The organism is Flavobacterium sp. Root186 (assembly GCF_001428525.1).
Lineage (GTDB): Bacteria > Bacteroidota > Bacteroidia > Flavobacteriales > Flavobacteriaceae > Flavobacterium.
On sequence record NZ_LMHW01000012.1, the window covers coordinates 363,168 to 377,386 of the forward strand.

The 14,219-nt window shown below is 34.1% G+C and carries 14 protein-coding genes; 8 read left to right on the forward strand and 6 right to left on the reverse strand.

Translation table 11 applies throughout. The features are described from left to right. Positions 1–99 precede the first annotated feature (99 nt). Positions 100–2,250 (forward strand): RICIN domain-containing protein, encoded by a 2,151-nt coding sequence (locus ASD98_RS12765; RefSeq protein ID WP_056205260.1) that lies wholly within the window; start codon positions 100–102, stop codon positions 2,248–2,250. A 78-nt stretch (positions 2,251–2,328) separates the two neighbouring features. Here ASD98_RS12765 and ilvA read toward each other — a convergent pair whose 3' ends face one another. The 4 genes from ilvA to ASD98_RS12785 all read right to left on the reverse strand — a co-directional run bounded on the left by ilvA (position 2,329) and on the right by ASD98_RS12785 (position 7,034). After that, entirely contained in the window at positions 2,329–3,573 is a 1,245-nt protein-coding gene (ilvA, locus tag ASD98_RS12770; protein ID WP_056205263.1) for a threonine ammonia-lyase IlvA, read from the reverse strand. A 323-nt stretch (positions 3,574–3,896) separates the two neighbouring features. Continuing rightward, positions 3,897–4,433, reverse strand: coding sequence for a DUF4136 domain-containing protein (locus ASD98_RS12775; RefSeq protein WP_056205267.1), 537 nt, complete (start codon positions 4,431–4,433; stop codon positions 3,897–3,899). Between the two features lie 157 nt (positions 4,434–4,590). Further along, positions 4,591–6,570 carry a urocanate hydratase gene (locus ASD98_RS12780; RefSeq protein WP_056205270.1) on the reverse strand — a complete coding sequence of 660 codons (1,980 nt, stop codon included), beginning with the start codon at positions 6,568–6,570 and terminating at the stop codon, positions 4,591–4,593. A 281-nt stretch (positions 6,571–6,851) separates the two neighbouring features. Then, positions 6,852–7,034, reverse strand: coding sequence for a DUF5522 domain-containing protein (locus ASD98_RS12785; RefSeq protein ID WP_056205273.1), 183 nt, complete (start codon positions 7,032–7,034; stop codon positions 6,852–6,854). Positions 7,035–7,150: 116 nt separating this feature from the next. On the opposite strand from ASD98_RS12785, the gene ASD98_RS12790 reads away from it, so the two are divergent. From ASD98_RS12790 to hemL, 5 genes are read left to right on the forward strand one after another with little or no spacing between them, the layout of a single operon-like run. Further along, positions 7,151–7,486 carry a hypothetical protein gene (locus ASD98_RS12790; RefSeq protein ID WP_056205276.1) on the forward strand — a complete coding sequence of 112 codons (336 nt, stop codon included), beginning with the start codon at positions 7,151–7,153 and terminating at the stop codon, positions 7,484–7,486. Continuing rightward, on the forward strand, positions 7,483–8,391 hold the full coding sequence (locus ASD98_RS12795; RefSeq protein WP_056205280.1) for a 1-aminocyclopropane-1-carboxylate deaminase/D-cysteine desulfhydrase: 909 nt from the start codon (positions 7,483–7,485) through the stop codon (positions 8,389–8,391). Before ASD98_RS12790 ends, ASD98_RS12795 begins: the two co-directional genes overlap by 4 nt. Beyond that, complete coding sequence (locus tag ASD98_RS12800) at positions 8,384–9,268, forward strand: glucosaminidase domain-containing protein (protein WP_056205283.1); 885 nt, start codon at positions 8,384–8,386, stop codon at positions 9,266–9,268. Before ASD98_RS12795 ends, ASD98_RS12800 begins: the two co-directional genes overlap by 8 nt. Before the next feature lie 39 nt (positions 9,269–9,307). Continuing rightward, entirely contained in the window at positions 9,308–9,562 is a 255-nt protein-coding gene (locus ASD98_RS24205) for a hypothetical protein (protein WP_056205286.1), read from the forward strand. A gap of 45 nt (positions 9,563–9,607) precedes the next feature. Then, on the forward strand, positions 9,608–10,894 hold the full coding sequence (hemL, locus tag ASD98_RS12810; protein WP_056205290.1) for a glutamate-1-semialdehyde 2,1-aminomutase: 1,287 nt from the start codon (positions 9,608–9,610) through the stop codon (positions 10,892–10,894). 44 nt (positions 10,895–10,938) lie between these two features. Here hemL and ASD98_RS24400 read toward each other — a convergent pair whose 3' ends face one another. Further along, positions 10,939–11,670: a hypothetical protein gene (locus ASD98_RS24400; RefSeq protein WP_242412109.1), complete on the reverse strand. Its 732-nt coding sequence runs from the start codon at positions 11,668–11,670 to the stop codon at positions 10,939–10,941. A 163-nt stretch (positions 11,671–11,833) separates the two neighbouring features. Next, entirely contained in the window at positions 11,834–12,274 is a 441-nt protein-coding gene (locus ASD98_RS12820; RefSeq protein ID WP_056205294.1) for a hypothetical protein, read from the reverse strand. A 186-nt stretch (positions 12,275–12,460) separates the two neighbouring features. Here ASD98_RS12820 and ASD98_RS12825 point away from each other — a divergent pair, with 186 nt between their 5' ends. Beyond that, positions 12,461–13,480, forward strand: coding sequence for a 2-hydroxyacid dehydrogenase (locus ASD98_RS12825; protein WP_056205297.1), 1,020 nt, complete (start codon positions 12,461–12,463; stop codon positions 13,478–13,480). Positions 13,481–13,556: 76 nt separating this feature from the next. After that, positions 13,557–14,153: a hypothetical protein gene (locus ASD98_RS12830; protein WP_056205301.1), complete on the forward strand. Its 597-nt coding sequence runs from the start codon at positions 13,557–13,559 to the stop codon at positions 14,151–14,153. Positions 14,154–14,219 lie beyond the last annotated feature (66 nt).

Genomic DNA, 14,219 nt, shown 5'->3' on the forward strand with positions numbered 1-14,219 from the left:
TCGTGAAAATTGATATATTTTTGAATCGTTTTAATAAAAATAATCATAATAAAATGAGAAAAATTTAACTATCAACAAACCACAAAAACCACAAAAAAGATGCACAAAACTACTCAAAAACCTACAAACCGAGTAAGAGCTTTTATGACACAAGTCATTATTATAATGCTTTTATTTATTACCAAAACAAATGCACAGACGGTTACACCTTTTATAACATCAGGTGATCAAACGCGATTATTACAACAGCAAGGTACTGTAAGTTTTGGAACAAACTCAGGAACAAATCCTTCTACAGTTACAGTAAACGCAGGAACAACGTACCAAACTATGGATGGTTTTGGTTATACGCTTACTGAAGGAAGTGCCGAAGTGATTAGCGGAATGGCAGCAACACAGCAAAACCAGTTATTGAATGATTTGTATAATCCGAATACAGGATTAAATGCAAGTGTAATTCGTATTAGTATTGCAGCTTCAGATTTAAGCAATTCTTCTTATAGTTATAATGAAACTTCCGGAGATACTAATATGAATAACTTTAGTTTAAACGGACCGGATTTAACGTATCTAATTCCGATTATCAAAAAAATTCAGCTGATTAATCCAAACATCAAAATTTTGGCAACACCTTGGTCCGCGCCACGATGGATGAAAACCAACGGTTCATGGGTTGGTGGAAGTCTGCAGACGCAATATTATGCCGCTTATGCCAGATATTTTGTAAAATACATTGCTGCTATGCAGGCACAGGGAATTCCGATTTGGGGGATCACACCGCAAAACGAACCTGAAAATCCAAACAACGAACCAAGTATGCTGATGAATTCTACAGAACAAAAGAATTTTATCAATCAACAACTCGGGCCTCAATTAGCTGCAGCTGGATACGGAGGAGTGAAAATTATTGCTTTTGATCATAATTGCGACAATACAGCATATCCAATTGATGTTTTAAACAACAGCAGTTATGTTGACGGAGCGGCATTCCACTTATATTTAGGAAATATCTCGACGATGTCTACAGTACGAAATGCAACAAACAAAAACGTTTATTTTACGGAACAATACACAGGTTCTGGCGGAAGTTTTAGCGGAGATTTTGGCTGGCATATGCAAAACGTTGTTATTGGAAGTACCAACAACTGGTCGAAAACTGTTTTAGAATGGAATGCTGCAAACAATTCAAGTTTAGGGCCAAGAACTCCGGGTGGATGTAATACTTGTTTAGGAGCGATTACAGTTAATAACAGCACAAATTATACTAAAAATGTGGCCTATTATATTATTGGTCAAATCTCTAAATACGTAAAACCGGGTGCAGTAAGAATTGGTTCTTCAAGCACCAACGGCAGTATTTTATCTGTTGGATTCAAAAATCCTGATGGCTCAACTGCACTTGTAATTTACAACTCAGGAGGATCAAATACCATAAAAGTGGTTTCAGGATCATCAGCATTTAATTATACAGTTCCGGGATCATCAGCAGTTACTTTTACGTGGGGAGCAGGAACACCACCTCCAACTGGTTTTCCGGGGTATTATAATATTATTTCAAGAAACAGTAATAAAGGACTGGATGTAGCAGATAATTCAACTACAAGCGGTGGAAGAATACAGCAATATGATGTAACAGGCGGCGGCGGAAATAACCAGCGCTGGAAATTTGTTTCTGACGGAGCAGGAAATTATTACATTATTGTAAAATCAACCGGAATGTATCTGGCAGTTGAAAACAACGGAACGGCTAATGGATTGAAAGTACAGCAAAAAACGTTTTCTAGTTCTAATGAATTTAAATGGACGGTTGCAAGTCTTGGAGGCGGGTATTATAAAATTACCAATGTAAATACGGGTAAATCTCTTGATGTTGAAAATGTTTCTACAACAAATGGGGCTAATATTCAGGTTTGGGATTATACTGGCGGACTGAATCAGCAATGGCAGTTTGTTCAGGTTGAATCGACAGCAAAAAAAGCTTTGACGATTACTGAAGAAAACGAAACTTCAAACGATATGGCAATTTTCATTAATTCGGCAAACGATTATTTAAAAATTGACACCAATCATGAAGGAAGCGCAGATATAACAATATTCAATATTGCAGGACAAAGCATCTTGAAGAAAAATGTAAACTTTGTAAAAGGAAATCAGTCTGAAATTGAAATCTCCAGACTTCCAAAAGGAGTTTATGTAGTAAGAGTAACGGATAGTCAGGGATCTTATTCTAAAAAAGTATTAAAGCAATAATTACAAATCGAGAATTCAATTAGTAATTTTATATTGATGTTTAAAAGGCTGTCTAATTTTTAGGCAGCCTTTTATTTTTTATCCAATTAGTTGTGTAAACAAATCCTGATTGTCGTTTAAGTATTGAAATTCAAAACCATATTGTGTCATTTTCATTTTAATAGGCAGAATGTCTTTTTTCTTTTTCAATTCTAAACCAACAATAACAGAACCAACTTCACGGCTGTTTTTCTTAGCAAATTGAAAATACGTAATATCGTCATCTGGCCCTAAAATATTGTTTACAAATTCTTTTAAAGCTCCAGGACGCTGTGGAAACTGAACCATAAAATAGTGCATTAAACCTTCATAAAGTAAAGAACGTTCTTTTATTTCGGCCGTTCTTTCAATGTCATTATTACTGCCGCTGACAACGCAGACTACATTTTTACCTTTAATTTTATCTTTGTAAAAATCCAAAGCAGCAATTGTCAAAGCACCCGCAGGTTCTACCACCATGGCTTCTTCATTGTACAATCTTAAAATTGTCGTGCAGACTTTTCCTTCGGGAACAAGAATAATGTCTTCCAGATTATAGCGGCAGATTTCAAAAGTTTTATCTCCAACTTGTTTTACGGCCGCACCATCAACAAATTTATCGATTGTTTTTAAAGCTGTATTTTTGTTTTCTTCAATTGAAGTTTTCATTGAAGGAGCTCCTTTTGGCTCAACGCCGATTATTTTAGTATTCGGACTTAAATGTTTAAAAACTTCAGACAAACCAGAAGCCAGTCCTCCGCCGCCAATTGGAACAAAAACATAATCGATTGGTTTTGTAAAACTTTCCAGAATTTCAAGTCCAACAGTTCCTTGCCCTGCAATTACTTTTTCATCATCAAAAGGATGAATAAATGTTTTGTGATTTTTAATCGCATCTGCCGTTGCCGATGCATAAGCGTCATCAAAAGTATCTCCTGTTAAAACAATTTCTACAAATGATTTTCCAAACAATTGTACTTGTTTTACTTTTTGTTTAGGAGTTGTTTTGGGCATATAAATTTTGCCATTTATATGAAGCAGATTACATGAATAAGCAACACCCTGCGCATGATTTCCTGCACTGGCGCAAACAATTCCGTTTGCTTTTTCTTTATTATTTAACGTAGAAATCTTGTTGTAAGCGCCTCTAATTTTATACGACCGAACAATTTGTAAATCTTCTCTTTTTAATAAAATAGTCGATTTAAATTCATCTGAAAGATTTAAATTTTGGGTAAGGGGCGTCGCGGCAACTACATTTTCGAGCTGCTTTTTTGCGTTAAGTACTTCGTTAAATAAACTCATGAGAATTTGTTTTTTTTCGCCACGAATTCACGAATTATTTTTGATAATCTTTGAATATATAAATTCGTGAATTCGTGGCTGTTTAAAATTATTTTTAAAATAAAAAACCTCCCGATGTGGGAGGTTTTTATAAATTATATTTTACTTATTTATATAACACCTCGCCATCATTGCTGAATTGCAATAATGCTGATAATAGCGATAATAATGTTATTAAAGTTTTTCATTTTTAACTGATAGAGTAACAAATGTACTTATTTTTTTCGAAGTAATAAACAGCAGTTTTGTAAAAAAACTGAATACTAAATACTGAAAACTGAATACTATTTTTTAACCGGCGGATATTGAGCTAAAATTTTGTTTACAAACTCTGCAATCTTTTCGTCTTTTTTATCAACGTTTTTAGTCAGAGTTCCTAAACCTTCGCCCTGCCAGATCATTTCTTTCTTTTTGGCATCAATTAAATCAATGTACAAAGTTCCTTCTGTAGAAGTAGAAACGGTTGTTTGTCCACCGTACATCATATAAGGATTCCAGCCCCAGCCCCAGCCGTAACCCCAGCCAGCGCTAAATTGGTTTACGTTTACTTGTTCTCTCGATTTAGTAAAAATGTTTACTAATAAATCAGGATTATCACTTTTTGTAAAACCTTTTGCCGCCATTTCATTATCTATAGCGTGAAGAATACGTCTTTTATCCAAATCAGAAATTTCAACCTTGTCAATTCCGGGCTTAAAGAAAGCATAAGTTTTATAAGGCGCAAAATCGACATTTTTGTCGTAATCAGAATAAACAGTAACACTGCTGCAGGATGAAAGTATCAAAAGCAGAAAAATCGGAACTAACTGGAATGTTTTCATAATTATTAGAAATTTAATGTTCTCGTTCTGTTTATTTTATCATAAATGCAACTTTTATATTTGTCAGGCTGAGCGAAGTCGAAGCCCTTTTTTGCTTATAGCCTTCGACTTCGCTCAGGATGACATTACGATTATGATAAAATCTTTTCAAAGAACTTTAACCAAGCAGACTTTCGTCAACAATATTTGGTAAAGTTACTTTTAATAAAGGCTCGACTTGCATGGCTCTTTTTATAGCAAAAATTGCCTCATTATTTCGGGCCCAGCTTCGTCTTGAAATTCCGTTGTTAACATCCCAAAAAAGCATTGATGCTAAACGCTTTGAAGCCTCTTTAGAACCATCAAGAACCATACCAAATCCACCGTTTATAACCTCTCCCCAGCCAACTCCTCCGCCGTTATGAATCGATACCCAGGTTGCACCTCTAAAACTGTCTCCAATTACGTTTTGGATCGCCATATCGGCCGTAAAACGAGATCCGTCGTAAATGTTTGAAGTTTCTCTGTAAGGCGAATCAGTACCGGAAACGTCATGATGATCGCGTCCTAAAACAACCGCACCAATTTCACCTTTTGCAATCGCTTGGTTAAAAGCCTCAGCGATTTTAATTCTGCCTTCAGCATCGGCATATAAAATACGAGCTTGAGAACCTACAACCAGTTTGTTTTCCTGCGCACCTTTAATCCATTTAATGTTATCCTGCATTTGCTGCTGAATTTCGCTTGGAGAAGTCTTCGCCAATTCTTCTAAAACCTGACTTGCAATGGTATCTGTTTTTTGTAAATCTTCCGGTTTTCCAGAAGTACACACCCATCTAAAAGGCCCAAATCCGTAATCAAAACACATTGGTCCCATAATATCCTGAACATAACTAGGATATTTAAAATCGATATTATTTGCCGCCATTACATCTGCACCAGCGCGTGAAGCTTCAAGTAAAAACGCATTTCCGTAGTCAAAAAAGTAAGTTCCTTTTGCAGTGTGTTTATTAATGGCTGCAGCGTGACGACGTAGTGTTTCCTGAACTTTTTCTTTAAATAAATCTGGATTCTCTGCCATTAATTGATTGGCTTCTTCAAAAGAAATTCCAACAGGATAATAGCCTCCAGCCCATGGATTATGAAGCGAAGTCTGATCTGAACCTAAATCAATTTTGATGTTTTCCTGATCAAAACGCTCCCAAACATCAACAACATTTCCTAAATAAGCAATTGAAACCGTTTCTTTATTGGCTTTCGCCAAAGCTACTCTCGCCACCAATTCATCGGTAGAAGTTACAACTTCATTAATCCATCCTTGCTCGTGACGAATTTTAGTAATTTTGGGATTTACTTCGGCACAAACCGTAATACAACCGGCAATATTTCCGGCTTTTGGCTGTGCGCCAGACATTCCTCCAAGACCAGAAGTTACGAATAAACTTCCTTCCGGATTTTGTTTTATTTTTCTAAAACCGTTCAAAACCGTAATTGTCGTTCCATGTACAATTCCCTGCGGGCCAATGTACATATAACTTCCCGCCGTCATTTGCCCATATTGAGAAACTCCAAGCGCATTCATTTTTTCCCAATCGTCCGGTTTTGAATAATTTGGGATAACCATTCCGTTTGTAACCACAACTCTCGGCGCTTCTTTATGCGAAGGAAATAATCCCATCGGATGCCCAGAATACATTGATAAAGTCTGCTCGTCTGTCATTTCAGACAAATATTGCATGGTCAATAAATATTGTGCCCAGTTTTGAAAAACAGCTCCGTTTCCGCCATACGTAATCAATTCGTGCGGATGCTGTGCCACCGCATAATCCAAGTTGTTCTGAATCATGTGCATAATCGCTTTTGCCTGAAGCGATTTTCCTGGATATTCATCAATTGGACGTGCATACATTCTGTAATCCGGACGAAAGCGGTACATATAAATACGTCCGTATTTTTCTAATTCCTCTGAAAACTCAGTAATTAATTCGGCATGATGTTTTGGTTCAAAGTAACGTAATGCATTTTTTAAAGCCAGTTTTTTTTCTTCAGCCGAAAGAATTTCTTTTCGTTTAGGCGCATGATTAATCGCTAAATCGTATTCTTTTTTTGGAGGCAATATATTTGGAATTCCTTGTTGTATTTCTTCTTTGAAAGTCATTTTTTTAAAGGTTCTAAGTTGCTAAGATTCTAAGTTACTAAGGTTTTTTATAGTGATAATAAAAGATAATAACTTCTAAATTTCCGTTCGAAAAAAATGAACTAGGGATAACGAATATCCGACCTGTGATAGGATTTGTGGATTTTAATCCTAAATTTTCGTGAGCGAATATCCATATAATTATTTTAGATTTTAGACTTCAGATTTTGATTGGAATTTGGAATTTTAAAAAATTGGAATTTATTTTAATTATCTAATTTTCAAATTGAAACATTATCTAATTAGCCTTTTTTTCTTATTTCGCCTGTTCGTTTGTCAAAACCATATGGACAATGACGGCAGCCGCTTTTGCAGCAATACCCTCTTTTTAAATGATGTTTTTCAGTAAAGCATTTGTAACCTTCGGGTGTATAGTAAAAATCTTCGCCTTCGATTAATTTATTTTCATTACTTTGCTCTTTCATAAATCTGCTTCGCGTTCGTGTTTCGTAACTTTAAAAATCAAAAATATAAATATTTGATTATGATTTTATTGAAATCGAACAATTTTATAGCTACAAATTTATAAATTTTACAGCCAATGTTTCTGATTGTTGCCAAATATTTAATTCCGAAAGGATATCGAGGAATGGCTGTATTTCCGTTTGTGATTGTAAAAGATGGTTTTGATAAAGCAAATGGAGTTTTTGTTAATCATGAAAAAATCCATTTAAGACAGCAGTTAGAACTTTTGGTAATTCCGTTTTTTGTCTGGTATTTTCTGGAATATTTAATTCGGTTAATTCAATATAAAAATGCAGAATCAGCGTATCGAAATATCAGTTTTGAAAGAGAAGCTTACGCAAAAGAAACCGATTTGAATTATTTAAAAAACCGATCTTTTTTTCAGTTTCTACATTACATTAAACTAAAATGAACCCAGTTTTCAATCAACATATTTCTATTAATTTCCCTAATGATATTTCTTTGACAATAAAACGCGAAGATCTAATTCATCCGTTTGTTTCGGGAAATAAATTTCGAAAATTAAAATACAATTTACTTCAGGCTAAAGCCGAAAACAAAGAGACTTTATTGACTTTTGGCGGTGCATTTTCAAATCATATTGCGGCAGCAGCTTTTGCTGGAAAAGAGCAGGGTTTTAAAACTATCGGGATTATTCGCGGCGATGAACTTTTTGATAAAATGGATGAAAATCCAACTTTGAAATTCGCCCAGGAAAACGGAATGCAGTTTGAATTTGTTTCTCGCGAAGAGTATCGTTTAAAAAGCGAAACTTCCTATATAGAAAAGTTAAAAGAGAAGTTTGGCGATTTTTATTTAGTGCCCGAAGGTGGAACAAATGAACTCGCCGTAAAAGGATGCGAAGAGATTTTAACGGATGAAGATTCGGTTTTTAATTACGTTTGCTGCGCTGTTGGAACGGGCGGAACAATTTCCGGGTTAATAAATAGTGCGCTGCCAAATCAGAAAATTTTGGGCTTTCCGGCGTTAAAAGGTGACTTTTTAAACGATGAAATTCGTATTTTTGCAAAAAAAGATAACTGGAATTTAATTTCTGACTATCATTTTGGAGGTTATGGCAAGATAAATTTGGAATTAATCGAATTTATCAATCGTTTTTTTGAAGAAACAAAAGTGCCCTTAGATCCAATTTATACGGGAAAGATGGTTTTTGGCGTTATAGATTTAATCAACAAAAATTATTTTCCTGCACATTCAAAAATATTACTCATTCACACCGGCGGATTACAGGGAATTGAAGGAATGAATATAAAGTTGAAGCAGAAAAAATTACCAATACTCAAAAAAAATGATTAAAAAAATTGTACTGCTCTTTACAATAATAGTTTTGGCAAGCTGTTCGTCAAGCAAACCAGCTGTCGCTACGACGAAAAAGGCGACGGTTCAAAAACCAAGAGTGGCGACGACGAAAAAACCGGCTTACAACAAACCAGTTAAAAATTACCCTTCTACCAATAATACAACTGAGGTTATTCAATCTACTTCAAAAACAGTTGTTACCAGCGATTTAATCAATAATTACATTTTGCAGTTCAAAGATATTGCAATGGGAAATATGAAAACATACGGAATTCCGGCTAGTATAATTTTGGCGCAGGGAATCTTGGAATCGGGTGCAGGAAAAGGAGATTTAGCTATTGAAGCGAATAATCATTTCGGAATAAAATGTCACAAAGACTGGCTTGGCGAAAGTGTTCGTCATGACGATGATTCGGCACAGGAATGTTTTAGAAAATATCCCGAAGCGGCAGAATCATATAAAGATCATGCTTTATTTTTAGTTGGAAAAAACAGATATGCAACTTTATTCACTTACGAAAAAGATGATTATAAATCATGGGCAAAAGGTTTGCGAGCGGCAGGTTATGCAACAGATCCTAATTATCCAGATAAATTAATTAGTTATATTGAGCGTTACAATCTGCATCAATATGATTGTCAGGTTACCGGAAAAAATTATACGCCAATTAGTAAAACGACCGCAAGCTCAAGTAAAAATACAACGCCGGTTAAAAATACAAATTTAAACGATCCTAATTTGTATGAAGTACAGCAAGGCGATACATTATATTCAATTTCAAAAAAGTTTAATTTATTGGTTGATGACTTAAAACAAAAAAATAATTTAACCGATAATGCAATTTCAATAGGGCAAAGGTTGAAGGTTAAGTAAGAAGTTTTCAGTCGCAGTCACAGTTTTCAGTTTGGATGTATGAAGAAAAAGAAAGTTTTAATTATAATTTTTATTTCTGTAATAATCTTCAGTATTAAGCTTTTTTGTGGAGTTTATATTCATGATGAATTTGCAGGAAAACATTTTTTCATAAAATATCGGCCTATATTGAAATGGACATTTTATTCACCATTAGGACAATCTGATAAGAAAATAGAAGAGCTTTCAAAAGAAGAACAAATAGAACAAAAATATTTCAATGAGTTTGTTTTAGATCAAGGTTTAAGCCGATAATTAAATCAAAAATCTAAAGTCTAAATTCTAAAATCTAAAATAAGAATGTTATATAAAAGAAGTAGTCAGCTTTTTGCTGAAGCAGAAAAAGTAATTCCGGGAGGAGTAAATTCACCAGTAAGAGCGTTTAAAGCAGTTGGCGGAACTCCAATTTTTGTAAAAAGTGCCAAAGGCGCTTATTTGTATGATGAAGACGGAAACAAATTAATAGATTATATCAACTCTTGGGGACCAATGGTTTTGGGTCATGCTTATCAGCCGGTTGTTGATGCGGTAATCGAAAAAGCAAAACTGGGAACTTCATTTGGAATGCCAACAGAACTGGAAACAGAAATCGCAGCTTTGGCTGTTTCTATGGTTCCGAATATTGATAAAATTAGATTTGTAAATTCGGGTACAGAAGCTTGTATGAGTGCAATTCGTCTTGCAAGAGGATTTACAAAAAGAGATAAAATCATCAAATTTGCAGGTTGTTACCACGGACATTCTGATTCATTTTTGATTCAGGCGGGAAGCGGCGCTGTAACTTTTGGATCTCCAAATAGTCCGGGCGTTACAGAAGGAACTGCAAAAGATACTTTGTTGGCAAAATACAATGATTTAGAGAATGTAAAAACTCTAATCGAAGCTAACAAAGGTGAAATCGCTGCGATAATTATTGAAGCAGTTGCAGGAAATATGGGATGTATTCCGCCTGCAAAAGGTTTCTTAGAAGGCTTAAGAGAATTGTGTACAGCAAACGGAATCTTATTGATTTTTGATGAGGTAATGACAGGTTTTCGTTTAGCCCGCGGAGGAGTTCAGGAATTGTGTAATATCAATGCTGATATTGTTACTTTCGGAAAAGTAATTGGTGGAGGACTTCCGGTTGGAGCTTTTGCTGCCCGTGAAGAAATCATGAATTATTTAGCACCGCTTGGCCCGGTTTATCAGGCAGGAACTTTATCTGGAAATCCGTTAGCAATGGCGGCTGGATATGCAATGTTGAAAGCTTTGGATACTGACCGTGAAATTTTTACTCGTTTAGAAGAAAAAACAGCTTATTTAGAAGCAGGAATTGACAGAGTTTTAAAAGCAAATAATGTTGTTTTTACCATCAATAGAGTAGGTTCTATGATTTCTGTTCACTTTGATGCAAATCCGGTTACCGATTTTCAAACGGCTGCAAAAGGAGATAACGAAATATTTAAAAAATTCTTCCACGGATTGTTGCAGGAAGGAATTTATATTGCGCCATCTGCATACGAAACATGGTTTATTACAGATGCTTTAACGTACGAAGATTTAGATTTTACTATTAATGCGATCGACAAAGTTTCGAAAACATTTTAATAACAAAAAAGAGGCTTTTAAAGCCTCTTTTTTTTGATCTCAATTTACATTTTATCTTTTCGGTGATCTTTCATTTTGTCTTTATGCTCTTTTTTAATTGCAGTCCATTTTTTATATTGATCTGCATTTAAAATAGATTTCATTTTAGCGTCAAAAGCTTTGTGATCTTCTTCCATTTGTTTTTTCATGGCTTTTCTTTCAGCATCAGTTGGTTTTGCATCAGAATCTTTTCTGCTTTTTTTAAGCATTGCCATTTTGGTACTTCTGTCAGATAAAAGTTCACTTACTTGTTTTTGCTGATCAGCATTTAGATTTAAATCAGTTGTCAATTTTTGCAAATGTGCCTGATCGCGTTGTTGAGGTGTTTTAAAATCACCTTTTCTGTGATGGCCTTTGTGCTCTTTTTTTAGGGCCGTCCATTTTGTGTATTGATCAGCGTTTAAAATTGCTTTCATTTTAGTATCATTTGCTTCTCTTTCAGCTGTCATTTGTTTTTTAAAAGCTTCTCTTTCTGCATCAGTAGGTTTTGTTTTACTGTCTTTTCTTGAATCTCTGAATTTTACTGCTTTAGTACTTCTTTCCGCCAAAAGCTGTTTTACTTGCTCCTGCTGCTTTTTATCTAAATTCAAATCAGAAGTTAATTTTTGTAAATGCTTTTCATTACGCTGTTCCGGAGTCAGTTTTTCTCGTTGATCGCGTGCCGGTTTCTGATTGATGTCTTGCGCAAAACTTACTATTCCAACGAATAATAAAGCTGTGATAAATAATTTTTTCATTTTTCGTTTTTTTAAAGGTTTATAGCAATTAGACTTCAACAGATTTATTAAGTTTAATGAGATTGTCAGATTTATCTTTTATTTAACAGAAACTATTAATGAAAACATAAATCAATTTTAAAAATAAAAAAGAGGCTCGAAGGCCTCTTTTTGCAAACTATATTTAGTTGTTTTCTTTTTTGTAATCTTTCATTTTGTCTTTGGCTTTTTCTTTATTTTTTTCTCTTAAAGATTGCCATTTTGTATATTGATCAGCAGTTAAGATTGCTTTCATTTTTGCTTCGTTAGCTTCTTTTTCTGCTTTTAATTCATTTTTAAAAGCTTCTTTTTCAGCATCAGTTGGTTTTACATCGCTGTCTTTTTTAGCCTCTCTTGCTTCTCTGAATTTTTCAGCTTTAGCACTTCTTTCAGCCAGCAGTTGTTTTACCTGTGCTTGTTGATTGGCATCTAAACCTAATTCTGTAGTTAACTTTTGTAATTGCTTTTCGTTACGTTGTTCAGGAGTTAATTTTTCTCTTTGTTCACGTGCCGGTTTTTGATCGGCATCTTGTGCAAAACTTGCTATTCCGATCAATAGCATAGCTGCGATAAATAATTTTTTCATGATTTGTTCTTTTAAGGTTATAATGTTTAGACTTTATTAAACTGAATAGGTTTAATTAATATTGTTTGAATTGTTGATTATTTAACTTTTTGAGATGTAGATTTTTAAAGTTTGGTCTTCCTGTATATTGAAAATATTTTCTTATTTTTAGAAAACCAATAAAATACAATTCAAAACCAAATTATCATGAACTCTTCTTTATCAAACAATAAAATAGCTTTTTTTTCAACGCAGCCTTACGATAAAGCTTTCTTTAATAAATATAATGCCGATTTTGGTTTTGAATTGGATTTCTTCGAAACACAATTAAATCCGCAAACCGTAATTTTAATTGAAAAAGCAGAAATTGTCTGCGTCTTCGTAAACGACATTGTGAACGAAGCTGTCATTAAACAGTTAGTAGAAAAAAACGTAAAAATTATTGCATTACGCTGTGCCGGTTTTAATAATGTCGATTTAGAAGCTGCTAAAAAATACAATTTAAAAGTCTGCCGTGTTCCGGCATATTCGCCGCAGGCAGTTGCAGAACATGCTATGGCCATGATTTTGACTTTAAACCGAAAAACACATAAAGCTTACAACAGGGTTCGTGAACAAAATTTCTCTTTAAATGGATTGTTAGGTTTTGATTTATTCGGAAAAACAATCGGGATTATTGGAACGGGAAATATTGGAAAAGCATTCGCTAAAATCGCTTTGGGTTTTGGCTGTAAAGTCTTGGCTTATGATATTGTTACCAATGAGGAAATGATAAAAGACAGGGTTTCTTTTGTTGGTTTAAATGAAATTTTTAAATCGAGTGATATTATCTCACTTCACTGTCCTTTAAATGATCAAACGAAGCATGTCATTAATAAAGATTCGATCGCTTTGATGAAAGACAGCGTTATGATTATCAATACAAGCCGCGGTGGATTAATAGAAACGGCCTGTGTTATCGAAGGTTTAAAAGAAGGTAAAATAGGTTATTTAGGAATCGATGTTTACGAACAGGAAGAAAAACTATTCTTTAGAGATCTTTCTGCCGATATTATTCAGGATGATGCGATTCAACGTTTAATGAGTTTTCCGAATGTTTTGGTCACGGCACATCAGGCATTTTTTACCAACGAAGCTTTAACGCAGATTGCTTTGGTTACTTTTAATAATATAAAATCGTTGTTGACGCAAAATGATATTGAAAATAAAGCGGCATTGCTGGTTTAAGTTAAATTATCTTGTCGAATATTTTTCGTAATTTAATTAGTTGTAAAGGAAGATGTAGATTTAAAAATATCAGATTATGAAAAATAAAATTCTAATTCTAATCATAATTTTGGCATTGTATTCTTGTCAAAGTAAAAACGAATCAAAAAATATTATTAAAACGATTGTTCAGGATACACTATATAAAACAATTGGAGGAACTGCGGATGTAAGTAATTCTCCTGCAAAAGAAGATAAAGCAGTCGAATTGATTCGAAAGCAATTAAATGTTTTATTAAAGAAAGATATTCCGGCAATGGCAAAAGAAGACCGATTCTTTTATTACGAAGCTTTTGATTTAAATAACGATCAGAAAAACGAATACCTTGTTGGTTTTTCTAATTCGTATTTATGCGGAAGCGGAGGCTGTTCGGGTTATATTTTAAATAACAATGGAAGTATAATTAATTATTTCACTGTTACCGATTTTCCAATTTATGTAACCACTTCCTCAACGGAAAATTTTTATGATCTTTTAATGAAAAGCGGAGGTTTGTTTCATCATATAAAAATGAAAAACGGAAAATATCCAACAAATCCATCTATTGAAGAAAAATGGAAAGGTGATGTTCCAAAAGAAAGTACGAAGGTTTTGGATATTTATGAGAAGAAGTTGGAGAAGTATCCGTTTTAATCAAATTATTTAATAGCTACAAAACCTGACAGGTTTTAAAACCTATCGGGTTTACTATACGTAAGA